General features: G+C 71.9%; 23 protein-coding genes. 9 read left to right on the forward strand and 14 right to left on the reverse strand.

Annotation, left to right across the window (positions count from 1 at the left end; genetic code table 11):
* Positions 1-60 precede the first annotated feature (60 nt).
* Positions 61-1,134: a histidinol-phosphate transaminase gene (hisC, locus tag KBX50_RS03905; RefSeq protein WP_210934727.1), complete on the forward strand. Its 1,074-nt coding sequence runs from the start codon at positions 61-63 to the stop codon at positions 1,132-1,134.
* A 134-nt stretch (positions 1,135-1,268) separates the two neighbouring features.
* Here hisC and KBX50_RS03910 read toward each other — a convergent pair whose 3' ends face one another.
* From KBX50_RS03910 to KBX50_RS03925, 4 genes are all read right to left on the reverse strand, one after another.
* Positions 1,269-2,654, reverse strand: coding sequence for a rhodanese-like domain-containing protein (locus KBX50_RS03910; protein WP_210934730.1), 1,386 nt, complete (start codon positions 2,652-2,654; stop codon positions 1,269-1,271).
* Between the two features lie 74 nt (positions 2,655-2,728).
* Positions 2,729-3,145: a carbonic anhydrase gene (locus tag KBX50_RS03915; RefSeq protein WP_210934732.1), complete on the reverse strand. Its 417-nt coding sequence runs from the start codon at positions 3,143-3,145 to the stop codon at positions 2,729-2,731.
* 2 nt (positions 3,146-3,147) lie between these two features.
* Positions 3,148-4,911, reverse strand: coding sequence for a SulP family inorganic anion transporter (locus KBX50_RS03920; protein ID WP_210934734.1), 1,764 nt, complete (start codon positions 4,909-4,911; stop codon positions 3,148-3,150).
* On the reverse strand, positions 4,908-5,510 hold the full coding sequence (locus KBX50_RS03925; protein WP_247673070.1) for a rhodanese-like domain-containing protein: 603 nt from the start codon (positions 5,508-5,510) through the stop codon (positions 4,908-4,910). Before KBX50_RS03925 ends, KBX50_RS03920 begins: the two co-directional genes overlap by 4 nt.
* 142 nt (positions 5,511-5,652) lie before the next feature.
* Between KBX50_RS03925 and KBX50_RS03930 the strand changes: the two genes are divergently transcribed.
* Positions 5,653-5,919: a metal-sensitive transcriptional regulator gene (locus KBX50_RS03930; RefSeq protein ID WP_099846331.1), complete on the forward strand. Its 267-nt coding sequence runs from the start codon at positions 5,653-5,655 to the stop codon at positions 5,917-5,919.
* Positions 5,920-5,964: 45 nt separating this feature from the next.
* Here the strand turns inward: KBX50_RS03930 and KBX50_RS03935 are convergent, their stop codons facing one another.
* Genes KBX50_RS03935 through KBX50_RS03950 form a run of 4 tightly spaced genes read right to left on the reverse strand, consistent with a single transcriptional unit; the run spans position 5,965 to position 10,736 of the window.
* The gene (locus KBX50_RS03935; protein WP_210934737.1) at positions 5,965-6,588 is read right to left on the reverse strand and encodes a DUF6518 family protein; all 624 of its coding nucleotides are present in this window, start codon (positions 6,586-6,588) and stop codon (positions 5,965-5,967) included.
* A 46-nt stretch (positions 6,589-6,634) separates the two neighbouring features.
* A complete protein-coding gene (locus KBX50_RS03940; protein WP_210934739.1) occupies positions 6,635-7,291 on the reverse strand; it encodes a response regulator transcription factor in 657 nt (218 codons plus the stop codon).
* The gene (locus KBX50_RS03945) at positions 7,288-8,658 is read right to left on the reverse strand and encodes a sensor histidine kinase (RefSeq protein ID WP_210934741.1); all 1,371 of its coding nucleotides are present in this window, start codon (positions 8,656-8,658) and stop codon (positions 7,288-7,290) included. The genes KBX50_RS03940 and KBX50_RS03945 overlap by 4 nt, the downstream gene beginning before the upstream one ends.
* Positions 8,659-8,690: 32 nt before the next feature.
* On the reverse strand, positions 8,691-10,736 hold the full coding sequence (locus KBX50_RS03950; RefSeq protein WP_210934743.1) for a serine hydrolase: 2,046 nt from the start codon (positions 10,734-10,736) through the stop codon (positions 8,691-8,693).
* A gap of 246 nt (positions 10,737-10,982) precedes the next feature.
* Here KBX50_RS03950 and KBX50_RS03955 point away from each other — a divergent pair, with 246 nt between their 5' ends.
* A complete protein-coding gene (locus KBX50_RS03955; RefSeq protein ID WP_210934745.1) occupies positions 10,983-11,642 on the forward strand; it encodes a hypothetical protein in 660 nt (219 codons plus the stop codon).
* Here the strand turns inward: KBX50_RS03955 and KBX50_RS03960 are convergent, their stop codons facing one another.
* From KBX50_RS03960 to KBX50_RS03985, 6 genes are all read right to left on the reverse strand, one after another.
* Positions 11,643-12,170 (reverse strand): MarR family winged helix-turn-helix transcriptional regulator, encoded by a 528-nt coding sequence (locus tag KBX50_RS03960; protein WP_247673071.1) that lies wholly within the window; start codon positions 12,168-12,170, stop codon positions 11,643-11,645. It abuts the gene before it with no gap.
* The gene (locus KBX50_RS03965) at positions 12,170-13,417 is read right to left on the reverse strand and encodes an NAD(P)/FAD-dependent oxidoreductase (protein ID WP_210934749.1); all 1,248 of its coding nucleotides are present in this window, start codon (positions 13,415-13,417) and stop codon (positions 12,170-12,172) included. Before KBX50_RS03965 ends, KBX50_RS03960 begins: the two co-directional genes overlap by 1 nt.
* 62 nt (positions 13,418-13,479) lie before the next feature.
* On the reverse strand, positions 13,480-13,602 hold the full coding sequence (locus KBX50_RS03970) for a DUF1905 domain-containing protein (protein ID WP_210934751.1): 123 nt from the start codon (positions 13,600-13,602) through the stop codon (positions 13,480-13,482).
* Positions 13,603-13,668: 66 nt separating this feature from the next.
* On the reverse strand, positions 13,669-14,739 hold the full coding sequence (locus KBX50_RS03975) for a PHB depolymerase family esterase (RefSeq protein WP_210934753.1): 1,071 nt from the start codon (positions 14,737-14,739) through the stop codon (positions 13,669-13,671).
* A 219-nt stretch (positions 14,740-14,958) separates the two neighbouring features.
* The gene (locus KBX50_RS03980) at positions 14,959-16,512 is read right to left on the reverse strand and encodes an AMP-binding protein (RefSeq protein WP_307870831.1); all 1,554 of its coding nucleotides are present in this window, start codon (positions 16,510-16,512) and stop codon (positions 14,959-14,961) included.
* On the reverse strand, positions 16,509-18,080 hold the full coding sequence (locus KBX50_RS03985; protein WP_210934754.1) for an NAD(P)-binding domain-containing protein: 1,572 nt from the start codon (positions 18,078-18,080) through the stop codon (positions 16,509-16,511). The genes KBX50_RS03980 and KBX50_RS03985 overlap by 4 nt, the downstream gene beginning before the upstream one ends.
* A 74-nt stretch (positions 18,081-18,154) precedes the next feature.
* On the opposite strand from KBX50_RS03985, the gene KBX50_RS03990 reads away from it, so the two are divergent.
* From KBX50_RS03990 to KBX50_RS04015, 6 genes are all read left to right on the forward strand, one after another.
* Positions 18,155-19,669: an aromatic amino acid ammonia-lyase gene (locus KBX50_RS03990; RefSeq protein ID WP_247673072.1), complete on the forward strand. Its 1,515-nt coding sequence runs from the start codon at positions 18,155-18,157 to the stop codon at positions 19,667-19,669.
* Between the two features lie 73 nt (positions 19,670-19,742).
* A complete protein-coding gene (locus KBX50_RS03995) occupies positions 19,743-21,323 on the forward strand; it encodes an FAD-dependent oxidoreductase (protein ID WP_307870832.1) in 1,581 nt (526 codons plus the stop codon).
* A gap of 4 nt (positions 21,324-21,327) precedes the next feature.
* Positions 21,328-22,449 (forward strand): alpha-hydroxy acid oxidase, encoded by a 1,122-nt coding sequence (locus KBX50_RS04000; protein ID WP_247673073.1) that lies wholly within the window; start codon positions 21,328-21,330, stop codon positions 22,447-22,449.
* On the forward strand, positions 22,446-23,813 hold the full coding sequence (locus KBX50_RS04005) for a cytochrome P450 (RefSeq protein ID WP_210934755.1): 1,368 nt from the start codon (positions 22,446-22,448) through the stop codon (positions 23,811-23,813). Before KBX50_RS04000 ends, KBX50_RS04005 begins: the two co-directional genes overlap by 4 nt.
* A gap of 174 nt (positions 23,814-23,987) precedes the next feature.
* Positions 23,988-24,599: a response regulator transcription factor gene (locus KBX50_RS04010; RefSeq protein WP_247673134.1), complete on the forward strand. Its 612-nt coding sequence runs from the start codon at positions 23,988-23,990 to the stop codon at positions 24,597-24,599.
* Between the two features lie 47 nt (positions 24,600-24,646).
* Positions 24,647-25,903 carry a HAMP domain-containing sensor histidine kinase gene (locus tag KBX50_RS04015; protein WP_210934756.1) on the forward strand — a complete coding sequence of 419 codons (1,257 nt, stop codon included), beginning with the start codon at positions 24,647-24,649 and terminating at the stop codon, positions 25,901-25,903.
* Positions 25,904-25,947 lie beyond the last annotated feature (44 nt).

The following is a 25,947-nucleotide window of genomic DNA, read 5'->3' on the forward strand; positions in this document are numbered from 1 at the left end:
GGGCGGTACCCTGCGCCTACCGGGGCGGACCCGGCCCGGCCGGAGAGGATCGCGCAGCTCGTGGATGACATCGTTTCGCTGGTCAGACCCGAGATCTACGCGATGCGGCCCTACAGTTCGGCGCGCGTCGAGGCCGAGCAGGCCGCCCGGATCCACCTCGACGCGAACGAGAACCCCTACCCGCCGTACCCGGGCGGGCCCGAGCAGGAGGGCCTCAACCGGTACCCGGAACCCCAACCGCCGTCGCTGCTGAGCCGCTTCGCCGAGATCTACGGCCTGCCGGTGGCACAGCTCTTCCTGTCGCGCGGCGCGGACGAGTCCATCGACCTGCTGGTCCGCGCGTTCTGTGCGGCCGGCCGGGACGGCATCCTGATCACACCGCCGACCTTCGTCATGTACGAGACCGCCGCGGCCATCCAGGGCGCGTCGGTGTGCCGGGTGCCCCTCGTGCCCGGGTCGTACCAGCTCGACGCCGACGCGATGCTGGCGGCCTGCGACGCCGATCCCGGGATCAAGCTCGTCTTCGTCTGCTCACCGAACAACCCGACCGCCAACCTGATGGACCGGGCGTCGGTGCTGCGGCTCGCCGAGCGGCTGCGCGGCCGGGCGATGGTGGTGGGCGACGAGCTCTACCTCGATTACTCGGGGCAGCCGTCACTCGCGGGCGACATCGCCGACCACCCCAATCTCGTCGTCGTGCGCTCGCTGTCCAAGGAGTACAGCCTCGCCGGTGAGCGCTGCGGCATCACCCTCGCGCACCCGGAAGTCATCGGGGTCCTCCGCCGCATCATGCCGCCGTACCCGCTCACCGTCACGGCGATCCGCGCCATCGGCGCGGCGATCTCGCCTGCGGGCATCGCCCACGGACGCCGCAACATCGAGCGCATCGTCGCCGAGCGGGATCGGGTGCGCAACGCCCTCGCGCAGCTGCCGGCGGTGATCGAGGTGTTCCCGTCGGACGCGAACTTCCTGCTGCTGCGTACCGAGGATCCGCAGCGGCTGTGCGGCACCCTGGCCGCGCAGGGCATCCGGCTGCGGGACCGCAGCGGCGTGATCGACGGTGGCGTCCGGCTGTCCATCGGCACCCCCGAGGAGAACGACGAGCTGCTCCGGGCCCTCAAGCTGCCCGCCTGAGCCGTTCCCGTCGCCCCGGTCTGGCGGTCCGGCCGCAGCTCGGGCCGGGCGCGGCGTGGAATCGGCAGGCGCGCGGCCGGGTAGCGGTGCGGGCGTGACCGCGACAGCAGCGGCCACGCCCGCACCGGCCAGGCTCAGGCCGCGGTGGGCTGCCGCAGCGCCTGCCAGGCGCCGTAGCCGCCGAGCAGGTCGGAGACGTCGGTACGGCCGGCCTCCCGCAACAGACTGGCCGCGACCGAGGAGCGGTAGCCGCCGGCGCAGTGCACGACGACGGGCCGGTCGTCGGGCACCTCGTCGAGTCGCCGGGGCAGTTCGGCCAGCGGGATGTGCAGCGACCCGTCGATGGCACCCTGCTCGCGCTCGCCGGCGTTGCGCACGTCGAGCACGCGCGGCGGCTCGGTCCGGTCGAGGGCCTCCCGCAGCTCGGTGGCGGTGACCCGGCTGGCCGGGGTCAGCTCGGCGACCATCTCGCGGAACGCGTCCTCGGGATCGCGCAGGTAGCCGGCGACATGGTCGAAGCCGATCCGGGCGAGGCGGGTAACGATCTCCTCCTCGCGGTCCTGGTGGGCGACGACGAGGATGGTGCGCTCGGGTGCCACGACACTACCGGCGGTCTCGGCGAAGCGGCCGTCGGCGGGGATGTTGATCGCGCCACGGAGGTGCCCGGCCGCGTACTCGTGCGGGTCGCGGGTGTCGACGACGATGGCGCCGTCGGCCCGGGCGGCGAGGAACTCGGCGGGGGTGAGCGGCCGGGCGGCGCGGGCGTGGTCGAACAGCTCGCGGGCCTTGCGGTTGAGCACCGCGTCGAAGGCGAAGTACCCGGGTGCCGCCGGCTGACCGCCGGTGACCAGCGCGACGAACTGGTCCTCGCTCATCGGTGCGCAGGCGTAGTTGGTGCGGCGCTGCTCGCCGATGGTGGACTGCCGTTCGGTCGACAGGTTCTTGCCGCAGGCCGAGCCCGCGCCGTGGGCCGGGAAGACCCGCACCGCATCGGGCAGGTTCATCAGCTTGTGGTGCACGCTGTGGTAGAGCATGCTGCCCAGCTCGTCGGCGGTGACGCCGAGCGAGGCGAGCAGGTCGGGTCGGCCCACGTCGCCGATGAACAGCGCGTCGCCGGTCAGCACTCCGTACGGCACGGTGTCCTCGGCGTGCTCGTACACCAGCACGCTCACCGACTCCGGGGTGTGGCCGGGCGTTTCCATGATTTGCAGGGTCACCTCGCCGAGGCTGATCCGGTCGCCGTCGGTCAGCTTGCGGATCGGGTACTCGGTCTCGGCGCGTCGGCCGTACCCGATCCAGGCGCCGGTCGCCGCCGCGACCTCCAGATGCCCGGCGAGGAAGTCGGCGTGGAAATGGGTGTTGATCACGCCCTCGATGGTCAGTCCCCGGGCCCGGGAGTCGCTGAGGTACTCCTCGATGTCGCGGCGCGGGTCGACCAGGACCGCCCGACCGGTGGTGTCGTCGGCGATGAGGTACGACGCCTGGGAGAGGCAGTCCAGGTAGTACTGGGTGAACAGCATGGTCAAGCTCCTTCATGACGAGAACGGTGGTCGGGACTTTCACATACCCCAGGGGGTATGTGCTGGGCGCGGTGCTACGGTCCGGTCTTCGGCGGGGTCACCTCCGCGACGAGTTCGGGTGCCCAGCACCGGTGGCCGCAGCGGCCGGCGTGCACGGCCAGGATGCGGGTGCCCGGCAGCCGGGTGGCCAACCGGGACAGGCCGGCGCGCAGTTGGCGATGATGCTCGGCCACGCTCACCGGGTTTCCCGCGCAGTCGGAGTGCGCGGCGACGACCAGGGTCGCGCTGCCGTGTGCCCGCTGGGAGACCCGCACCTTCTCCAGCAGAGAGTCCAGTCGGGACTCACCCGTCGTGGCCAGCACCGCCTCCGGCCCGGGCTCGGTGACGGTGTCGAGGTACTCGACGTCGAGATGCCGTCTCACCCACTCGTCGAGGGGGCGCTGGATGCGGCCGTCGATGCAGCTCAGCAGCGTGGCGAATTGGTCGGGCACGGCTAGAACACCTCCTGTGGTGACGGCGGTCGGGCAGGTGTGTCGACCACCGGCTGCGTCGCCCCGCCGCCGCTGGCCGCCAGCGCGGCGGTCAGGTCGGGGTGCACCTGACCGACGCTGTGCACCGTCTGCCACACGCCCGCCCGCCCGAGCAGATCGCGCACCGGCCCACGGACCGTCGCCAGGTGCAGCGCCACGCCCCGGGACGCGAGACGTTTGTGCAACTCGGCGACGGCGTGGGCGCCGTCGGCATCGGCGTCGCTTATCGCGCTGGCGTCGAGCACCAGTGCCGTCAGTTCCGGCCGTTGCTCGGCCAGGCTGAGCAGTCGGTCCTCCAGGAACTGGGCGTTGGCGAAGTACAGCGGTCCGTCCACCCGGACGATGGCGACCCGGGGGTCGGTGATCAGGCCCGCGTAGCGCGCCACGTTGCGGTACGTCTGCGTGCCCGGCACCCGGCCGAGTTCGGCCAGATGCGGCCGGGCCGAACGCCACAGGAAGACCGCCAGGGCGAAGGTCACGCCAGCGGCGAGACCGGGTTCGACCCCGAACAGCAGGGTGACCGCGAAGGTGAGCGCGAGGGTCAGTCCGTCCGAGCGGCGGGTCCGCCACGCGGTCACCGCCGACCGGCGGTCGACCAGCCCGAGCACCGCCACCACCACGATGGCGGCGAGCACCGCCTTGGGCAGGTGGTGGAAGGCCGGCGTGAGGAACACCGCGGTCAGGGCCACCATCAGGGCGGTGACCACACTGGCCAGGGGGGTGCGTGCCCCGGCCGAGTAGTTCACCGCGCTGCGGGAGAAGCCTCCGGCCACCGGAAATGCCTGGAACAGGCCGGCTGCGACGTTTGCCGAACCGACCGCCGCGAGTTCCTGGTTGGGGCTGATCTGCTGGCGGCTCCGCGCCGCGAGGGACTTGGCCACGGCGATGCCCTCCATGTAGGCGACCAGGGCGATCGCCACGGCCGCCGGCAGCAACGCCGCCACGTCCGAGCCGCCGAGCGCGGGGACGGCGGGGGCGGGAAGCCCGCCGGGAACCTCGGTGAGGATCCGTACGCCGTGCGTGCCGAGGGAGAAAGCGGCGCTGGCCACGGTGACGCCCGCCACCACGAGCAGGGCACCGGGCAGTTTCGGCAGGTAGCGGCGAACCAGTAGCAGACCGGCGACGCTGGTCAGCGAGACGAGGACCGTCAGCGGGTGGACGGTGGTGGCCGAACGCCAGAGCGACGCGGCGATCTCCGGGAAGGTCTCCGCACGCCCCGCGTCGAGTCCGAGCAGGTCCTTCACCTGGCTGGCCGCGATCACGATCGCGGCGGCGGAGGTGAAGCCGGACAGCACCGAGTGGGACATGAAGTTGACCAGGGCCCCGAGTCGGAGCACACCCATCAGCACCTGGATCGCGCCGACCAGCAGGGCGAGCAGCCCGGCGAGGGCGGCGTAACGGGTGGGGTCGCCGTCGGCGAGCGGAGCGAGCGCGGTGCCGGTCATCAACGCGGTGATGGCCACCGGCCCGACGGCCAGCGATCCGGAGCTGCCCAGCAGCGCGTAGACCAGCAGCGGAACGACCGAGGCGTAGAGCCCGGTGACCGGGGGCATGCCGGCCAGCGCGGCATAGGCCATGCTCTGCGGGACCAGCATGACCGCCACGGTCAGACCGGCGATCAGGTCGTGGCGCAGGGCGCGGCGGTCGTAGTGGCGCAGCCATCCGAGCAGGGGCACCACCCGGGCCGGGCCGGTGCGATCCTGCCGGACGTACTCCGTACCGTTCATGCCTGTTGCCGCTCGTTGCGCAGCCGCGCCAGGGACCGGTCGACGTCGCAACCGGCGCCGCGGTTGTAGGGCAGCCGGGACAGCATCGCGCCCATCGCGCAGGTGTCGGTCAGGGCGGCGAAGGTCAGGCCGGCGCCGATGAAGCCGGCCACGAAGCGGGCGGCGGGCACCCAGACGCTGGCGACGACGGCGAGCAGCACCACCCCGCCGGCGACGAGGCGGACCTGGCGTTCCAGGCTCCACCGCTGCCGGCCACGCTCGACCGGTCCGCCTGCGGCGACCCAGGCGTTCATGCCGCCGGTGATGACGGTGGCGTCGGTCAGTCCGGCGTTCGCCAGCCGGGCGCAGGCCGTCGTGGCCCGGTTGCCGGACTGGCACATCAGCAGGATCCGACCGCCCGCGTCGTTGACGATCCGACCGAGGTGCGCGTCGACCTGGTCGAGCGGCAGGTTGATCGATGCGGGGACGTGCGCGGTCTCGAACTCGCCCGGGGTGCGTACGTCGACGATCAGCACGTCGGGGTTGTCGGCGATCAGGGCTTGCGCGGCGGGCACGTCGATGGTCGGGGAACTGCTTCTGGCGGTCACGGGACACTCCATCCTCAGGTTCGGCTGTATACCCCCAGGGGTATCTGGATCCGAGTATTGACCAAGGATCGGAGAACCGCAAACGGCTCGCGGTCAGCCGCCGCGAAATACCCCCCGGTGTACTGTTGTTCGACGACGTGGGAAGGGGTGGGGAATGCAGGTCGACGAGGATGCGGTCGGTGACGTGGTCAAGCGACTTCGCCGTGCCGAGGGTCAGATTCGCGGCGTCATCGGCATGCTCGAAGACGGCCGGGACTGCGCCGAGGTGGTGACCCAACTCGCGGCGGTCTCGCGCGCGCTGGACCGCGCCGGGTTCAAGATCATCGCTAGCGGTCTGGAGCAGTGCGTCAGCGGCTCTGCCGGGGAGGACCGCAAGGCCAACCTCGAACAGATGGAAAAGCTCTTCCTGTCGCTGGCCTGAGGTTCGTCGCCGAACAGTCGCGCCCCGGCGGAGTCGGGGCTGCGGTCAGCGGAAACCGGCGATCAGGAATGCTGCCAGACCCGCCAGCGCCAGCGGCAACGCCACGGCGAGGGTCAGCACCCGCTGCCGGTTCGTACGCGCGGCGAGGACGGGGACCAGCAGGCCGAGCGTGATCCTGATCAGGGCGTCCCAGATCGGGTCGTTGCCGTAGCTGGGGTCGCCGATCCGGCGGATCTCCAGCCCCGCCTCGGCGAACAGCACCGCAGCCGGCAGCGCCGGCCCGACCACCTGTCGCCAACCTGCCCCGTGTGTCCATATCCCGGCGATGCCGAAGAGCACTCCGGCGAGGACGCCGAAGCACATCCAGAGCAGCGAGGTCGGTGCCCACAGCACGGCCCAGTCGTCGCCCTGCACGAGGGCCGCCGTGGCGTAGTAACCGGGCACCGCGACCACGAGTGCGACAGCGGCGCCCGCCGCCGCGCGTAGCGTGCCCGACCGCGCCCAGTAGCCGAAGAGGAAGGCGGCGACCGCCCACACCGCACTGGAGTTGCCGAGGTTGCCGACGGGATACGGCACGTACTTGATCCAGATGAAGTCGAGGCAGCCGAGCAGCAGTCCGCCCAGGACCGCCGCGAGCGCCACCTGCCGGTTGTCGGGTTCAGGTCGCATGACTACGGAAGCATACCGGGTATGCATCGACGTCGCGCGTTGCGGGTCAACGCGGCGCGACGCCGTTGCGGTAGGCCCAGACGACCGTCTGGAGTCGGTCCCGCACGCCGATCTTGGCCATGGCGCGGCCGAGGTGCGACTTGACCGTGCTGGTCTCGATGAACAACTCGTCGGCGATCTCGACGTTCGACAGCCCTCGGGCGAGCAGGCCGATGATCTCTACCTCCCGCGCGGTGAGCTGATGCGCGGCGGCGGCATCGGTCGCCGGCGCCGGCGTGCGGCGGGCGAACTCGGCGATCACGCGTCGGGTGACGGCCTGGTCGACGAGTCCCTGACCGTCGGCGAGGCGCCGCACCGCCTCGATCAACTCCTCCGGCTCGCAGTCCTTGAGGATGAAACCGCTGGCGCCGGACTCCAGCGCGCCGAAGACGTACTCGTCGAGGTCGAAGGTGGTGACCACCAGCACGGCCGGTGGCGACCCGACCGCCTCGGTGATGATCCGGCGGGTCGCGGTGAGGCCGTCGCCGCCGGGCATGCGTACGTCCATGCAGATGACCTCGGGTCGGAGCCGGCGGGCCAGCTCGACGGCGGTGGACCCGCTCGACGCCTCACCCACCACCTCGATGTCGCCGGCCTGTTCGAGGATGACGCGGAAGCCGGCCCGGACGACGGACTGGTCGTCGACGAGCATCACTGTGATCATCTCTGGTCGTCTCCGTTCACGGTCGCCGTCGCCCCAGGGGCGCGGGCATCGTCTCCGGTCGTCGGCACCGTCACGGTGACCGACCATCCGCCGGTCGTCGTCGGGCCGGCGGCGAACTGCGCGCCGATCAGATGTGCCCGCTCGCGCATGCCCACCAGCCCGACCCCACCGGTGACCGAGGATCTCGGCTCGGGCCGGCGGGTCGGCCGGTCGTTGCTCACCTCAAGCGAGGTCTGCCGCGGCAGGAAGCCCAGCCGCACGCGGACCGGCGCGCCCGGGGCGTGCTGGCGGGCGTTGGAGAGGGACTCCTGGACGATCCGGTACAGCGCGACGTCGGCGATCGGCGGCACGTCGCGGTGCTGCCCGTGCCGGACGAACTCGACCGGGGTGCCGAGCTGGCGGGCAGCGTGGACGAGTTCGTCGAGCATGGCCAAGCCGGGCACCGGAGCGTTGCCGTCGCTGTCCCCCGGGCGACCGCGCAGCACCCCCACGACGAGCCGGAGATTGTCGAGGGTCTCCTTGCCCTGGGAGCGGATCCATGCCACCGCGGTCTTCGCGGCCGACGGATCCGGGTCGATCAGTCGCTCGGCCGCCGCCGCCTGCACCACCATGCCGGACAGGTGATGGGCGGCGACGTCGTGCAACTCGCGCGCCATCCGGGCGCGTTCCGCGCCGATGGCCGCGCGCACCGTGGCCTGCTGCGCCCGCACCGCCTCGTCCGCCCGGACCCGCACCAGGTGCAGGTACCGCCGGTAGGTGGCCACGTAGCTGCCGACGAAGACGAGACCGGCGTAGACCAGGGCGCTGGTGGCCAGATGTCCGACGGTCGTGACGAGCGGCCCGGGGCCCGGGCCGCCGATGGCGAAGTCAGCCGCGTCGGCAGCTCGCACCGCCACGGCCACGGCGGACGTCTCCACCACCACGGCCGCGCCGGCAGCCAGCAGCGCCGAGCGGAGCGGGAGCAGCGTGCCGACGGTGTACGCCGCGACGAACGGTGCGATACCGCGGATCGTCGCCTCGGGTACCGACAGGACGATGACCGGCACCTGGACGCTGACGACGAGCGCGAGGCAGAGCCGTGGCCGGACCCGACGCAGGCACAGCAGCATCGCCTGCCCGCTGCACAGGGCGATGACCAGCCAGACCCGCGCCGGGCCGAAGGTGAGCCCCTGCGCCGGTGCCACGAACCGGAACAACAGCGTCATGACCAGGAACGTCAGCACGGTGAGCAGCGCCGCGAGCAGGCAGTCCCGCGCGAACCGACCGGTCACCCCGACCCGGGTCAGCCGCTCGTCGAACCAGCGGGTCAGCCGGGGCGGGCCCGGGACGTCGACGGCGTCCGTGACGGTGCCGCTGTGGTCGGACATGCGATGGCCGTCCTCGCTCCGGTTCGTTTCGGTCAGTAGGAGATGCTAGGGGCCAGCAGCATGAACTCGACGGCGAACCAACCCGTGCCGGCCAGCGCGAGCAGCACCGCCACGCTGCCGGTGATCCGGTGCCAGCCGGTCCGGCGTCGGATGTCGTCGATCAGCCGGACGGCGGCGGGCAGCACCCCGAGCAGGCCGATCAGCTGCATCAGCTGCACCACCCGCAGGCTGGTCGCGGAGACATCCCGCAGGCCCATGATGCTGACCAGGCTCACCGTCCAGCCGGCGAGGGCGAGCAACGTGCCGGCGACGGCGACCCGGGTGAGGATCCGCGCGGTTCGGCCGGCCCGATCCCGGGGCGCGCGGCCGAGGCGGCGGCGGACGATGGCGCGTACCGGCCACGAGAGGGCCACGAGCAGCAGGACCGCGGTGGATGCGACGAGCACCGTCAGCACCAGTGCCGAGTCGCGTTCGGCCGGCACCGGCAGCAGCGCGAACGCGGAGTCGAAGCTGATCGCCTCCACCTGTCCGTCGGTCACCCGCATCGCCACGGTGCGCTGCCCGCCGACCTCGCGCCACACCCACGGCGAGACCTCCTCGTACAGCGCGGGGGAGTCGGACAGCGGCGCGGGCTCGAACAGCAGCCGGTCGCCGTCGGTGACGCTGACCGTGGTACGCCCGGTCAGACCCATCATGGTCAGGAAGTTGCTCCGCACCGCCCGCGAACTCTCGTACGTCCCGGCGGCCAGCGCGGCGTGCTCGGCGGCGGTGGCCGGGTCGACACCTGCGACCGGTTGCGTGCCCGCGACCTGTTGCGTGGCCTCGGCGGGGAAGTAGCGGTCGGCGAAGCCGTTCAACACGGCCTGCCGGAGTTCGTGACTGTCCAGCGCACCCTCCCCGGTGCTGTTCAGCGAGAGGTAGATGCCGGTCCGGTCGTCGGGGTAGAGCTGGAGGTGGGAGTGGAAGTAGAGGGTGTCGCCGCCGTGGCCGAGGATGCGGTGCCCGTTGCGGCTCTCGTCGAAGTAGCCGAGGGTCATCCGAGGGCCCTCGGCGAGCGTGCCGAGTGACGTGGCGTCGAGTGCCGGGCGCTGCATGAGTTCCCGCGTGGGCGCGTCGAGCAGCGGTGCCTCACCCACCTGCTCGCCCAGTTGGGCGAGCATGAACCGGGCCATGTCCGTCGCCGGGGCACTGAGCGCGCCGGCCGGGGGAGTGCTCACGATCTCGAACGGCGCTGCGGGCGCCCCGGCGCGTTCGTACCCGTTGGACATTCGATCGCTCAGGTGCGCGGGCAACGGCTGCTCGAAGGTGGACGATGCCATGCCGGCGCGGGCCAGCACGTTGCTGGCGACGTACTCCTCGAAACGGATGCCGCTGGCCCGCTCGACGAGGTAGCCGGCGAGCGCGTTGCCGTAGTTGGAGTAGGCCGGCACCGTGCCCGGCTCGTAGATCTGCTCCGGTGGGTCGTTGATCAGGGCGGTCCGCAGGTCGACGTCGGTCCCGGTGGTGCCGATGAGGCCGGCGATCCGCTCCTCGAACCCGGCGGTGTGGGTGAGCAGGTGCCGGAGGGTGACGTCCCGCGGGTAGCGGCGGGGCACGGTGAAATCGAGGTACTCGCCGATGTCGGTGTCCAGCTGGAGCTTGCCGCTCTGCACGAGTTGCAGTGCCGCGGTGGCGGTGACCAGCTTGGATACCGATCCCACCCGGAACAGGTGCCGGTCGGGATCGACCGGGACCGCATCCGCGTCACCGCCACCGGTGTCGGCGTGTCCATATCCCCGGGCGGTGAGAGTCTCGCCGTCCCGGACCACGGCGACGCTCGCGCCGGCTACGCCGGTACGCGCCAGTGCGGCCGGCAGCAGCCCGTCGAGCCAGGCGTTGACGTTCGCGCCGGTCAAGGCGGCGGGCTCGGCCGATGTACCCGGGACGGCCGAGCCGGGTGGTGCCGGGTCGCTCTGCGACGTGCCGCACCCCGCCACCGTCGCGGCGACGGCGACCGCCGTGGCCAGGGCCGCGCCGACTCGTACGCGGCGCGATTGGGATCGGGTCGAGCGAGGTCGGGTAACGGTTTTGTGGATCATGGTCCGCAGCCACCTTTCGGGCCGCACGGGTGTCCGGAATGCTTCCGTACGGCGTCACCCGGGGCCTGGTGCCAGCCTGCGTGAGCGCCGTCGGCGCGACATCTGGCGCAGGACGGCATTCGACTTACGGCCTGAGTCGCAACCCGGGGCGCTGCCGCATACCCGTGCGGCCCGCCGGGTACGTCGATCAACGAGGACGGCCAGGGGACGGTGTGCCGACCGTACGGCCAGGATGGGGAGCGGGAAATGTCGATGCGAAAGTGGTCTGCCGGAGTGGGGCTGGCGGCGCTGGCCGTGGGGGTCGCAGGTTGCGGTGGTACCAGTGCCACCGACGAGGTGTCCGCGTCGCCGACGGCCACCAGGACGCCGATCGCCGAGGCCACCACCGGGGAGGTGCCCATGCCCACGGCGTCGGTGCCGGCCAGCCCGGTGCCGACCGCCACCCCGGCGGTGTTGTCCGGTACCCGCCAGGTCACCATCACCCGGGTCGACGGCTTCGAGGCGGGACTGTCGTTGACCGACGACGGCCGCCTGGCCGAGGTGGACGACGACAGCGGTCGGCAGTTGTTCGTGCCGACCCCACTGAGCGGGCAGAACTTTCTGATCCGGTCCTATCGGGGTGCGGGCGGCGGCCCGGGCACCGGTGAGCCGGTCTGCTGGCAGGTCCGCAACCCGGGCGGCAGCCGACCGCTGGTGGTGGAGGGTGCCGCCTGCCGCGAGGACGAGCCGCGACAGCAGTTCACCATCTCCGCCGCGGACGCGGACGAGGGGTTTTTGATCAGCAACAACTCGGCGTACCTGCGGACGTCGCGGGAGTCCGGGTTGATTCTGGAGGAGTTGGGCGACGCGCCACCGACAAGCAGCTTCCGGTTCAACGACAACGGGCCGGCACCCGACCGAGATTGATCACCCTGCCGGGCGGCTCCGCGCCGCGTCCGCGCGATTCCCACCTCCGTCAGGGTCGCTGCGGAGGCGGTCCAACTCGGCGAGGTACATCGCCTGCATCCGGTCGTAGTGCCGAACCAGTAGGCCGACCTCCTCGACGCTGTACCCCTCGACGAGCCGCTCCGCCCGTTCGGCGAACCGCTCGTACGGTCGCGCCAGCTCGGCGATCCGCTCGGGCCGCAGGGCGACGATCACCCGCCGCCGGTCCGCCGGATCGCGCTCGGCCGTCACGTAGCCCGCCTGCTGGAGCCGGCGGAGCATGCTGGTCACCGCTCCGGTGGTGAGGTTGGTCCGCTCGGCGACCTGACCTGCGGTGGCGGAGCCGACGTCCGCCAGGTAGTCCAGGCACTCCAGGTCGCTCACGGTGAGGCCCAGCCGTTCCGCGATGGCGTACCGGAACACCATGGACAGCCGCGACGTCTCCCGCCCGGCGCGCATGAGGTCGGCGATCGCGGCGGCACGGGCCGGCTCGTGGGACACGACTGTCATCATGCCTCCGGCACGGTGACCCGGTGCAACCGAGGTAACACCCGGGTCAGCACCCAGTGCGGTGCGGCGGCGCCCCCGGTCAGGCGGCGCATCAGCCGAGCGGCGGTGTCGACGGCGCGGAAGGCGTACGGCACCATCTCGTTCTGGTACCTGGCGATCGCCACCTCCACCGGGGTGCCGTTCGTCCGAGCCTCGACCAGCCGCCGACCGAGCAGGGCGGCGTCGCGCAGCGCGGTGTTGCCGCCCTGCGCACCGAACGGCGGCATGGTGTGCACCGCGTCGCCCATCATCGTCGCCCGGGGTACCGCCCACTGGTGCGGGCGCTGGCCGGTGGCGAAGAGGTTGAGCACCGTGGCGTCCAACTCGGCCGTGTCGACCAGCCGCCGGACGAGCGGGTGGAAGTCGGCACTCATCTGGGCGGCCAGTCTCCACAGCGTCGGCAGGTGTCCGCGCACGCCGATGGGCACCTCCTCCCGCCGCAGCAGCAGTGCCCACATGACGTAGTCGTCGCCGGTGGGGGCGTAGCTGCCCGGGGCCAGTCGGGCGAAAGCCTCGCGCGGGCGTTCTCCGAACCGCATGGGGGTGAAGAAGAAGGCGCAGCCGGGCCGGTCGGCGATGGCCAGGACCCCGCTGGTGCGCAGCGCGTCCGGGATGACGCTCTCGCCGTTGTGCCGCAGGGGCGACCGGCCGTAGATGCCCACCATCGGGGTGTCGGTCGGGTGCGCGTCCGGCATGAGCTGCGCGCGCAGCGCCGAGCCGACGCCGTCCGCGCCCACCACGACGGTCGCCGGGGCGGTCCCGCCGTCGGAGAACCGCAGCCGTAGCCGGGCCGGGTCGTCGCTGTCCACCGCGACGGCCGTCTTGCCGTAGTGGATGCGCCCGTCCAGCCCGGACTGCAGGATCGACCGCAGGGTCAGCCGGTCGACCTGGCGGGTCGCGTACGGCTCGTCCTTGAAGGTGATGGTGAACGCGTCGCGCAGCCGGCTGTCGGTGAAGCGCAGCTGCCCGCCGGGTTCGTCGCCGGTGGACAGCGCCAGGCGGTACAGCGGGCGGGGCAGGCTCTCGCGCAGGGCCGCCAGCCCGTACCGGTCGAGGATGATCCGGTAGCCCTGCCGCCGGACGAAGGGGCCCGTGTCCTGCTCGTAGACGTGCACGTCGACGCCGGCGCGCATCAGGTACTGGGCGAGGCAGAGGCCGGAGAGGCCGGCGCCGGCGATCGCCACCGAGAAGTCAGTCGATCCGCTCATGCCATTATCTTAATGACTAAGATAATTTGGGCAAGGGCTGCCGGTCTGCGGTGCCCGCTGCGTCAGTGACCGATCAGCTCGACGGTGACGGCGGCGGTGTCGCCCGGGTCGAGATCCGCGGCGGCGCGGACGGCACGCTTGACCGGCAGCACGTAACAGCCGCGCGCGCTGTCGACGCCTGTCATCACACCCGGGACCGGCAGCGCCCTGTTCCAGCGCCCCCGGACGGACGGCTGCGGCGACAGCCGTCCTCACCGCATCGGGTGGCGTTCGGCGAACCGCCACACGATCTCGCTGGCGTCGGGACCCGCGTGATCGGTGTACCTGCCGTCGCCCTCCGGGCCCGGCCAGGCGTGCCCCATGCCCTGGACGAGGTACGACTCGACGATCGACGAGCCGTCCGACGCGGTGATCGTCGTATGCGTGTACGCGTGTCGTCCCGCGGCGGCCGGCACGGACGTGGTCTCCTCGGTTCGGCCGAGGCTGTCGTTGGGCTGCCCGTCGTCGATGAGATCACCCACCGCGGTCCAGTGCGCGGCGAGTCGGGTGGCGACCAGGGGCGGCACGACATCGTCCTGCTCGCCCTGGATGATCAGCAGCGGCACCCGCCGGGCCCGCTCGCCCATCTGCGCCCACGCCTGCCGCGCCGTGTCCAGCGGTGAGGTCGAGTCCGGGTCGTCCGGGTCGACCTGGTTGAGCCCGTACTCGCCGCCGGCGACCGAGGTCACCGTGGCGAAGACGTCGGGATAGGTCGCGCCGAGGATGACGGCGGTGCCCGCCCCGGAGGACGCGCCGGCCACGTGCACCTGCGCCGGATCCGCGTCGTACTTCTCGACCACCTCGCGGGCGACACCGGCCAGCAGCGCGGGTTCTCCGGTGTGCCGCTGCTGCTGGCGAGGGTCGGCCGAGTTCCAGCAGGCGATCACGTTGCGAGTGATCAACTGCGTGGGGTAGACGACGATGAAGCCTTCCCGGTCGGCCAGGCTGTTGAACTGCGTGGTGGCCTTCATCGAGTTCCACCCGTAGCCGGTCATCGCGCAACCGTGGATCGCCATGACGACCGGCAGCCGGGCGGTCCCGTCATGCTGGGGCGGGAGATGAACCTGGTAACGCTGCGAACCAGCGGGGCCCTGGTAGACGTGGTTGCGGTCGCCCTCGCCCATCTGCCAGGGCAGGCCGAGCTGGAGAGCGGCGACGCCGAGACTGACGACGGCCACGACGGTGACGAAGATGCTGGAGACGATCCCCAGCCACCGCCGCCGGGGACGACGAGAATCGGCGTCGGCATTCGTCGCGGCCTCGTTGGCAGGCGTGATGGACATGTACCCAGCAAAGCGCGGACGCGGCCAACATGTCAGTGGCGTGGTGTCATGACCGCATGTGACACAGCGTCACTGGTCGTGGCCGCTGGACGATCACGACGACGCGCAGCAGCCCGCCGTGATCGGCCTCGGTGTCCGGTTCGTGTCCATCAGTGCCACCTGAGGCCACCTCGGTCACCGTCGCTGGCGGGGGGCGGTTCGACGGCAGGTCGCAGTCCGTCACTCGCTGGCGTCGCGCTCGTCGGGCGCGCCGGCCAGGCGTCGCTTGTCGGGCTTGCCGGCGGCCGTGACCGGTGCCTCGGCGATGAAGGTGATCTTCCGGGGGCTGCTGGGCTCGCCGAGCTGCTGGCGGACCAACTCGCGCAGCACGTCCGGATCCGGCTGCCGGCCCTGGGCGGGGACCACGAAGGCGTGCACCGCCTCGCCGGTCTCCTCGTCGGGTGCGGCCACCACGTACGCCTCGGCGACGTCGTCGCAGCTGGCCAGGACACGTTCGATCGGGCCGGCGTACTGGAGGTCGGCGTTGACGATGATGACGTCCCGGGCCCGTCCCAGCAGGTAGAGGTAGCCGTCGCGGTCCAGCCGGCCGAGGTCACGGGTGCGTACCCAGCCGTCGGTGAAGACCTCGGCGGTCTCTGCCGGGTCGTTCCAGTAACCACTGGCCTGGGACGGGGTGCGGACGAAGACCTCCCCTTCGACCCCGGCCGTGACCGGCCGGCCGTCGGTGTCGCGGACCTGCACCTCGACGGCGGTTGGTGGACGACCCACCGAGGCGAGCAGGGCCGGTACGGCGAGCATCTCCGCCGGAGTCAGCATGGAGATCATGCCGGTCTCGGTCTGGCCGTAGCCGTGGTAGACGACCGGCCCGAGCACGGAGAGCGCCTCGGCGAGTCGGGCCGGATGCAGGGGGGCGCCGGAGACCAGCAGGGCGCGTAGCGTGCCGAGGTCGGCCGGTGCGGCGCGCTGGGCGGCGACCAGCTGCGCCAGCCGGGGCACGGTGATCACGCTGGCGGTCGCCCGGTGCCGGACCAGCGCGTCGGGGAAGAACGGCGCACCGGCACGAGGTGGCTCGGCGATCACCATGGTGCCGCCGGCGGCCAGGGTGAGAACGCCGTACTCCAGCATCACCTGGCTGTTCAGCGAGCCGAAGACCAGGTAGCGGTCGAGGTGGCCGGCGAGGTCGCGGACCGCCGGCGGCCACCGGTCCGGGTGCGCCGCCCAGGCGGCGTCGAGGGACCCGTACGTCTGGAGGCAGCCCTTGGGGTTGCCGGTGCTGCCGCTGGTGTAGACGACCCGGGCGATGTGGTCCGGATGCCCGGCCGGGACCGGTGGTGTGACGTCGGCCCGGGTGGCGGTCAGGTCGGGTGTCCCGTCGACCGGGCCGATGCCGAGCAGGGCAAGGTCGGCGCTGGCCGACCGCAGCTGCGGGGTCGCGGTCGAGCGGTCGACGAGCACCGCGGCGATCCGGTGGCCGAGCAGGTGCCGGAGGTGATCGGGGGGGAGTCCGGGGCGGACCCCGGCGACCCGGGCACCGACCACCTGGGCCGCGACGATGGCGGCGAACGCCTCCGGCGACACGTCGAGCGCCACCGCCACCCCAGCGCCCGGGCCGATTCCCGCCGCCTGTAGACCTGCGGCGATCCGGGCGATCAGCTCGGACATCTCGTCGGCGCCGACGGTGCGCGGGCCGTGTTCGAAGACCGGCCGGGCCCGCCCGCTGCCCAGCAGGTCGAGGATCGCCTGCGGATAGCCCGGTCCGGCTCCCGCCGTCACCCGGCTGCTCCGGCGGCCGGAGCGACGCCGGCCAGGGACTCCTTGACGAAGACCGCCAGCGGCTGCTGGTGCACGGTGGGCAGGTTCCACTCGTTCTCCAGGTTCTCCGCCAGGTGGTGCACGGCCACCACCTCCCCGTCCCGGTAGTGCCGCACGACCGGGTGCAGGTACGTGGCCCGGTGCGCGGCATGGGCGTCGTTCTCCGCCACCCGGGTCACCGAGATGTCGAACGGGTCGACGGAATCGTGGTCCGGCCCGTACTCGAGGGTGACGGCGAGCGCCCCGCCGCCGCCCAGCCCGCCGTCGGCGAGGTACGCCATCGGCACCTCCTCGTGGTAGTAGGCGGTGTCGTCGCGTACCGTCACCACGTCGCCGAGCACCCCGAACTGCTGCCAGAGCGCCGAGGAACGGTTGACCCGGGCGATGATCGCGTCGGTGATCGCCTCGGGGGTCGCCTCCAGTCGGGCGGTCGGCCACTGCGTGTCGTGGTAGCGGGAGGCGAGGATGCGGTGCAGCGCCCGTACCCCGTACCGGAAACCGTGGATGAAGCCGCTCGTCGATCGTTTGAAGTCGCGCTGCTGGGTGAGGGTGCCGGCGAAGTAGAGGTCGGAGACCGTGGTCGACTCGTACGCCGGGGTCTGCTCCGGGAAGCGGTCGTCGATCACCAGCCGGGGCCGGCAGCTCTCGTCGAAGATGCTCGCGTCGAAACGGAATCCGGTGCAGGCGATCACCCGGTCGTAGTGGATCTCCCGGATCGCCTCGACGGAGCGGGCGTACCGGAAGCGGACCAGGTAGCCGCCCTCGGGCCGGCGGTGGATGCTTTCCACCGTGCCGTCCAGCACGGCGTTCTGCGACTTCAACTGGTAGCTGTCGAGGAAGTTGTTGTTCACCGCCCGTAGGTGCCCGACGTAGTGTGACTGCCAGGCGAACCGGACCGAGCGGGGCCCGGCCAGGTGCACCACGGCGGCGGTCTCCATCAGCGCGTCGGCGGTCTCGAAGCCGGAGTTTCCCTTACCGATGATCATGACGCGTTGGTTGACGAAGTCGGCCGGGTCGACACTGACCGTGTCGTACCGTTCGGCGTTTTCGATCCCGTCGATGGCCGGCACGTACAGCTGCGAGACACCGGTTGCGACGACCAGCCGGCGTCCCCGCCAGGTGTGGCCGTCGGCGTCGAGGGCGTGGAAGCCGTCGCCGTCGCGGCCGATGCGGACCACCCGGGTCTGGTAGCGGACCCGCACCCCGGTCGCCGTGGCGAAGTCGGCGAGGTAGCGCAGCAGGTCGTCGGCGGCCGGGAAGTACCGCTGGCTGTACCGGCTGAACAGCAGCTCCGGATCGTCGCTGAGCAGCGAGTTCCAGTCCATCCGCAGGTTGAACTCCGGATCGTCGGAGCCGGTGTGAATCTTGTTGATGGAGATCAGCTTGCGGTGTCGCGGATAGCTGCGGAAGAAGGAGCCGGGCGCGTTACCGGCTTCCAGGACGACGTAGTCATGACCGTCGCGTTCGAGCAACGCGCCGAGTTGCAGTCCCGCCGGCCCCGCACCGATGATCAGATAATCGTGCGTCATGTGCCCGGACGGTAGCGACGGGTCATCAGAGATAACTCAGACCGCTCTGAGAATCCGCGGCTACGGTCGGCCCGATGACGACCCACACCGCGCCCGACGCGGTCAGCCCGATCGACCTGGACCGCCCGCTGCGGGTGGCCGACCTGCGCCGGGCCGCCACCGAGGTCACCGTGGACATCGCCGCCGAGGTACGCGACCGGGTACGGCGCTCCCGCGACCACCTGCGCGCGGTCCTCGGTGACAACCGTCAGGTCTACGGTGCCACCACCGGGTTCGGCGCGCTCGTCGGGTTCGCCGGCCGGGACGACGACGCGGACCAGTGCGACAACACCCTCGCCCACCTCGGCGCCGGCCAGGGCCCGGACATCGACCCGGAGGTGGTCCGGGCGGCGATGCTGGTCCGGGTGTGGTCGTTGGGCCAGGGCACCTCCGGCGTCTCGCTGCGGGTCGTCGAGGGACTCGCCGCGATGTTCGGTACGACGTTCGTGCCGGCGATGCCCCGTCTCGGGTCGGTCGGGGCCAGCGGTGACCTCATCCCGCTCGCCTACGCCACCCAGTCGCTGCGGGGCCGGGGCTGGGCCTATCTGGACGGTGACCGGAGGCCCGCCGCCGAGGCGCTCGCCACGGCCGGGCTGACACCGCTCCTCCTGGACGGACGCGACGCGCTCGCGCTGGTGAACGGCACCTCGCTGACCACCGCCGCCACCGCGCTCGCGCTGGACGACATCCGCCGCGCGCACCGGGCCGCCCAACTGTTGAGCTGCCTCCTCGTCGACGTGCTCGGCTGCGACCCCGGCCAGTTCCTGCATCCCCGGCTGCTGGCCGCGTACGGGCATCCCGGCGCGGTGGACGTCGGCGTCCGGATGCGGGAGTGCCTTGCCGGCGCGGTGCCGTCGGGTGGACGCCCGCTCCAGGAGGCGTACAGCATCCGCTGCACCCCGCAGCTGCTCGGCGCGGCTGAGGACGCGTTGCGGTACGTCGACGGCGTGGTGGAGTCGGATCTGCGCAGCGTCAGCGACAACCCGCTGTTCTTCCCCGACGACGATCTGGTGCTGCACGGCGGCAACTTCTTCGGCCAGCCGGCGGCCTTCGCCGCCGACGTCCTGGCGACCGTGGCGGCCCAGCTCGGCAACCTCGTCGAGCGCCAGCTCGACCTCCTGGTCGACCCGGTCCGCAACGGCGGGCTGCCGCCGATGCTCGCGGCCGGTCCGGGACGGCAGCACGGGCTACAGGGCGCCCAGCTCGCCGCGACCGCGATGGTCGCGGAGATCCGCCGGCAGGCCACCCCGGCCGGGATGCAGAGCCTGCCAACGAATCTGCACAATCAGGACGTCGTGCCGTTCGGCACCCAGGCCGCGCTGCGCGCCGTGGACCAGGCGCGGTTGCTGCGGCTGATCTGCGGAACGCTTGCGGTCGGGCTGCGTCAGGCGGTCCACGTCGGTGCGCGTACCCCGACCGCACCGGCCTGCGGCGCGGTGCTGGAGCGGCTCGCGGAGATCGTGCCGGCGATCGACCCGGACCGGCCGCTCGACGCCGATGTCCGCCGCGCCGCCGACCTGCTCGACCTGCTGACCGAGCCACCACAGTGACCGGCATCGGCGGCGTCGCCGGCCCGGATCGTCGGCTGATTTTTCTCTGAGTTCGCCTTCGTACCGTCGCCTGGTGACCGCAGAGATGCTCGACTATCTGATCATCGGGGCGGGGCCGGCCGGACTTCAGCTGGGGGCGCTCCTCGAACGGGACGGCCGGCGGGACTACCTGGTGCTGGAGTCAGCCGACATCCCCGGTGCCTTCTTCACCCGATTCCCCCGACACCGTCAACTCATCTCGATCAACAAGCCGCACACCGGATCCGACGATCCGGAGCTGAACCTGCGGCTGGACTGGAACTCGCTGCTCAGCGACGACCCGGAGCTGCGGTTCACCCGCTACACCGAGCGCTACTTCCCGGACGCCGAGGTGATGGTCCGCTACCTCGCCGACTACGCGGCGGCCACCGGGGTTCGGGTCCGCTACCGCAGCCGGGTGGTCCGGGTCGCCCGGTCCGACGACGGTGGCTTCGCGGTCACCGACCAGGAGGGTACGACCTACCGGGCGCGTCGGGTCGTCGTGGCGACCGGTGTCTCGCAGCCGTACGTCGCGCCGATTCCCGGCATCGAGCTGGTGGAGCGGTACGACGAGATGCCGGTCGATCCGCACGACTTCCTCGACCAGCGGGTGCTGATCATCGGCAAGGGCAACTCCGCTTTCGAGACCGCGGACAGCCTGATGGAGACCACCACCCTGGTCCACGTGGCCGGGCCGAGTCCGGTCCGGATGGCGTGGCGGACCCACTACGTCGGGCACCTGCGCGCGGTGAACAACAACTTCCTGGACACCTACCAGCTCAAGTCGGCGAACGCGATCCTGGACGGGCACGTGCGCGCCATCGAGCGGGACGGCGACGGCTACCGGGTGACCTTCGGCTTCTCCCGAGCCAACGAGGTCACCAAGGAGTTGCGCTACGACCGGGTGCTGGCCTGCACCGGATTCCGCTTCGACGCGTCGATCTTCGCCGACGACTGTCGACCGACGCTGGTGATCAACGATCGCTTCCCGGCCCAGACCCCCGCCTTCGAGTCGGTGAACGTTCCGGGTCTGTTCTTCGCCGGCACGCTGACTCAGGAGCGCGACTTCAAGAAGTCGACGAACGGCTTCATCCACGGTTTCCGGTACGGCGTCCGGGCACTGCACCGCATCCTGGAACACCGCTACCACGACAATCCGTGGCCGGTGGAGAAGCTCGACGCCACCGCCGAGGCGGCGGCCGACGCGATCATCGAGCGGGTCAACCGTTCCTCCGGCCTCTGGCAGCAGTTCGCGGTGCTCGCCGATGTGCTCACCGTGGCCGGGTCGGGTGCCCGCTACCACGAGGAACTGCCCGTCGACTACATCGGGCAGGCCGGGCTGGCCACCACCGATCATCCGGTCGAGCACACTTTCGTCGTCACCCTTGAGTACGGCCCCGACCACGACCAGGTCGACCCGTTCGACATCTCGGTCAGCCGGATCGCCCAGGATGTGCCCGGCCAGGCCCACGACGCGGCGTACCTGCATCCGGTGGTGCGCCACCACCGCGGCGGCCAGCTGACGGCGGTGCACCACCTGGCGGAGAACCTGGAGAACCAGTGGGACAAGCCGCAGGTGCACCGGGCGCCGCTGGTCGCCTTCCTGCGCCGCTGCCTGACGACCGCTGTGGGCTGACGCGATGCCATCGGTGCCTGCGCAGGTGACCCCGTCGCGCACCGCAATGGCCGACCCGGGCCCCCTGCACCGTCTCGGCGACCTGGAAGCCGAGGCGCGGCTGCGGCTCGATCCGGTGCACCGGGACTTCTTCGCCGGCGGCGCCGGGGACGAGCGGACCCTACGGGCCAACGAGACGGCCTTCGACGCGTACCGGCTCCTGCCCCGGGTGCTGCGGGGCGGCGGTGAGCGCGACCTGCGGACCGAGCTGCTCGGCGAGACCCTGCCCATGCCGGTGCTGGTCGCTCCGACCGCCTTTCACCGGCTGGCGCACCCGGAGGGGGAAGTGGCGACGGCCCGGGCGGTGGGGGCGGTCGGCACCGTACTGGTGGTGAGCATGGCCTCCACCACGCCGATCGAGGCGGTGGCCGACGCGATCGAGCCGTCGGACCGGTCGGCGCGGCTGTGGTTCCAGCTCTATCCACAGCCGGATCTCGGCTTCACCGCCTCGGTGGTCAGCCGGGCGGAGGCGGCCGGATGTCGCGCCCTGGTGGTCACGGTCGACTCGCCGGTCTTCGGCCGCCGCGACCGCGACCTGCGCAACGGCTTCCTCGACCTGCCGCCCGGCTACGTCTGCGAGAACATGCGCGATCCGGAGACCGGTCGGGTCCGGGACATCGTCATGGACGCCACCCTCGACTGGGCCCGGATCGACTGGCTGCGGGCGACGACCCGGCTGCCCATCGTGCTGAAGGGGATCCTGCACCCCGCCGACGCCCGCCTCGCGGTCGCGCACGGCGTGGACGCCGTGCTGGTCTCCAACCACGGCGGGCGGCAGCTCGACGGGGTGCCGGCGAGCATCGACGCCCTGCCGGCGGTCGTGGAGGCGGTCGAGGGTCGCATACCCGTCCTGCTCGACGGCGGGATCCGCCGGGGGACCGACATCCTCACCGCGCTGGCGCTCGGGGCGGTCGCGGTCGGGGTCGGTCGACCGGTGCTCTGGGCGCTGGCGGCCCGGGGCGAGCGCGGCGTCAGACAGCTGCTCGACCTGCTCCGCGCCGAGTTGGCCCGGGCCATGACGCTCGCCGGTGCGGTCCGTCCCGCCGACCTCACCCGCGAAATGATCCTCGACCGGGTGCCGCGATGACCCACCCGCTGGTGCTGCTGGGCTGCCTGGCCGGCCTGCTGGCCGTGGGATGGCTGCTGCCGCGGCGGTTACCACCGGCGGTGATCCGGCTCCGCGAGTGGATCTTCAAGCGGGTGAACGGCGCCGAGGGAATTCCGGTGCCCGGCCCCCGGATCGGGCCCGAGCACTTCGCTCGGATCTACTCCCATCCGGCGGCCAGCGGGCGCAGCCGGGGCGCCGGCATCTCCGACCTCTTCTGGTACTGGCTGGCACCCGGCCCGCAGATGCATCAGGAACACCTGGAGCCGGGGGAGCGTTACCGCACGGTCGCCCGGACGACCAGGCGGGTGGTCGCGGTGTCGCATCGACGCTCGACCGAGTTGGCCGGTGCGGCGACTCGACGGATCCTCGACGAACTGCCGGCCGGTCGGATCCGCCATGTCCGGCTGCGGGACCTGATGATGCCGATCTGGGCGGAGGTCTACTACGAACTCGTCTTCGGCGCCGCGTGCCCGCCGGACGTCCGGGCGCTGATCGTGGCCAACGCCGACGACGTCGTCACCGCGCTCAAGTGCTGCGGGCTTCGGCACCTGGACCGGCGCGATCGGCTCACCCGCTATCTGCGAGCCCGGGTCGAGGCCGGTAGCGCACCGGTGACGCTGCCGGAGCCCTTCACCGCCGAGGAGACCGCGTGGTATCTCCAGGGCACCTTCTTCAACACCGCGGTGGTGCAGATGTCGGAGGCGATGGCGCATCTCCTGCTCGCCGTGGCGCAACACCCGACGGTGCAGCGGGAACTGGTCGCCGCCCTCGACGACTCCGACGGTGACGCCGCCCTGGACCGGGTGATCGACGAGACACTGCGGGTGCATCCGCTGTTCGGGGTGGCGCACCGGATCACGTCCGGCCCGATCGAGGTGGACGCCGGGCTCACCATCCCGCCCGGCTCGGTGCTGCTCTTCAACTACCTGGCCTACCAGCGCAGCGGACCGGCGGCCGACGACACCTTCGCGCCGGATCGCTGGCTCACCCTGGAGCGCGGCGACGCGCACTTCGTCCCGTTCGGTGTCACCGCCAACCGGGCATGCCCGGCCCGCGGCGTCGCGCCGGTGATGATGCGCGCGGTGACCCGGGAGGTGCTGCGCCGGTACGCCCTGGTCTCCACCGTGCGCCACACCCGGTCGCTGCCGAACCGCGGACCCTGCTTCCTCGTCCCGACCGACGCTCGACCGCCGGCCCGGGCCCGACTGTCGGTGATGCGGTGGGGCGACCGCTGGTCCGACGTGGGGCGCAGCCTCGTCCAACTGGCGCTCGGCACCTGGATGGTGCTCGACGCCCGACGTCAGCGCCTCTGCGCGACCTACTTCGAGCAGGTCCGGCGATGACCACGGATGGTCGATCGGGCTGGCTGCGATCGCCGATCGAGACAACATAGAGACATTGATCACAATCGATGCCGAGGATCGGTGTGGGATTCTCGACATGTGCTACAGGTAAGCGGGGTATCACCAGACGTACACCGGCTGCTTCTGGTCGAGGACGACGCGGAACTCGCGGACATGCTCACCGAGGTACTTGCCGACGAGGGATACCAGGTCGACGTGGCTCGGGACGGACAACGGGGGTTGCACCTCGGGCTCACCCGACCCTACGACGTGATGGTGATCGATCGGCTGCTGCCGGCGCTCGACGGGCTCAACCTGCTGACCCGGCTGCGCTCCCGCGCGATCGGTGCCCGCGCGTTGCTGCTCACCGCGCTCGGCACCGTCGACGACCGGGTGGCCGGCCTGAACGCGGGTGCCGACGACTACCTGATCAAGCCGTTCGACCTGGACGAACTGAGTGCCCGGCTCCGGGCGCTCTGCAGACGTACCTCGGACGGCGCCGAGGCGCTGCCGATCGGCAGCGGTCGGCTCGACCTCGGCCTGCGTGACGTGGTGCTGGCGGACGGCACCCGGGTGGCGCTCTCCGCCCGGGAGTTCGAACTGCTCCGCGTGCTCGCCCTACGCCCCCGGGCGGTGCACACGCGCGCCGAGCTGCGTCGCCGGGTCTTCGACGAGGCGGCGGCGACCTCCATCGTCGACACCTATGTGTACTACCTGCGGCGCAAGCTCGGCCGGACGGCGGTCCGCACCGTGCACGGCCTCGGCTACCGGATCGGTGAGCTGTGACGCCGTGGCGGAGGCTGCGCCGGCCGGCGCAGCCTGGCCTCTCCTGGATGGCGGCCGAGCGCGTTGTGGTGGCCCGGGCCCGTCGCCGGGTCGGCGTGCTGGTCGGGCTCGCGGTGACCGTCCTGGTCACGGCGGTCGGCGTGCTCGCCTACGGCATGCTGGTCCGTGACCAGGAGCGCCAGATCAAACGCGAACTCGCCTACACCGCCAGCCGTAGCGACCCGTCCGGTCCACCCGGCTGCACCTGGCTGTTCCTGCTCCGCGACGGCGAGATCAGCGGCGGTACGGTGCCGGCGCCGCCCGGGTTCCCGCTGGCGACGGCGATGACCACCACGGCCAGCACCGGAGTCCCGGCGGAAACCACGATCACGCGCAACGGCACGGTCTACTTCGTCCTGACCGAGACCCGCGGCGAGGACGTCGTGCAGGCGATCTTCGACGCCCGGTACCAACTCGCCGACCGGCGTCACCTGCTCGTCGCGCTCACCGTCGCGGAACTGCTCGGGCTGGTCGTCGCCGTCGCCAGCGGTTGCGTGGTGGGCCGGCTCGCCGTCGCGCCGCTGGCCGACTCCCTCGCCCGGCAGCGCCGATTCATCGCCGACGTCAGCCACGAACTGCGTACGCCCATCGCGCAGGTGCACACCCGGGCGCAACTGCTGGCGCGGCGGGCCGGCGCCGCGGGCATGCCCGTCGAGTACCAGTCGGAGCTGAACCGCCTGACCGGCACCACCAGACGACTCGGCGAGGTCGTCAACGACCTGCTGCTCTCCGCCCGGCTGGCTGCCACCCCGGGTGACCGGCCGGCCGCCGACCCGGTGGACCTGGCCACTCTCGCCGAGGCCGCGGTGCTCGCCGAGAACGACCGGGCCGGCGAACAGGGGGTGGCGCTCACCCTCAGCCGCCCGGACGTGCCGGTGCCGGTAGCCGGGGTGGAGTCGGCGCTGCGGCGGGTGATCAGCGAACTGCTGACCAACGCCCTCACCCACACCCCGGCCGGCGGACGGATCGACGTGACGGTGCGTCTGCCCGCCCCCGACGTGGCGGAGTTGATCGTCGCCGACACCGGCAACGGCTTCGACCCGGCCGACCGCATCTTCGACCGGTTCTACAGCGGCGCGGGCCCGGAGAAGCGGCACACCGGGCTCGGCCTGGCGCTGCTTCGGGAGGTGGTCACCGGGCACGGGGGCAGCATCGACGCCCGCAGCCATCCCGGTCGGGGCGCCCGGTTCGCCGTCCGGCTGCCGGCCGGGACGAGCCCGCAACCGGCCGTGTCGACGCTCGCGTCGGTCTCCGGCGACGCCTGAGCGGGGAGGGCCTGTGACGCGGTCGGGACGTGCGGAGCGAGAGC

The organism is Micromonospora sp. C51, from assembly GCF_018070435.1.
Taxonomy (GTDB): Bacteria; Actinomycetota; Actinomycetes; order Mycobacteriales; family Micromonosporaceae; genus Micromonospora; species Micromonospora sediminimaris.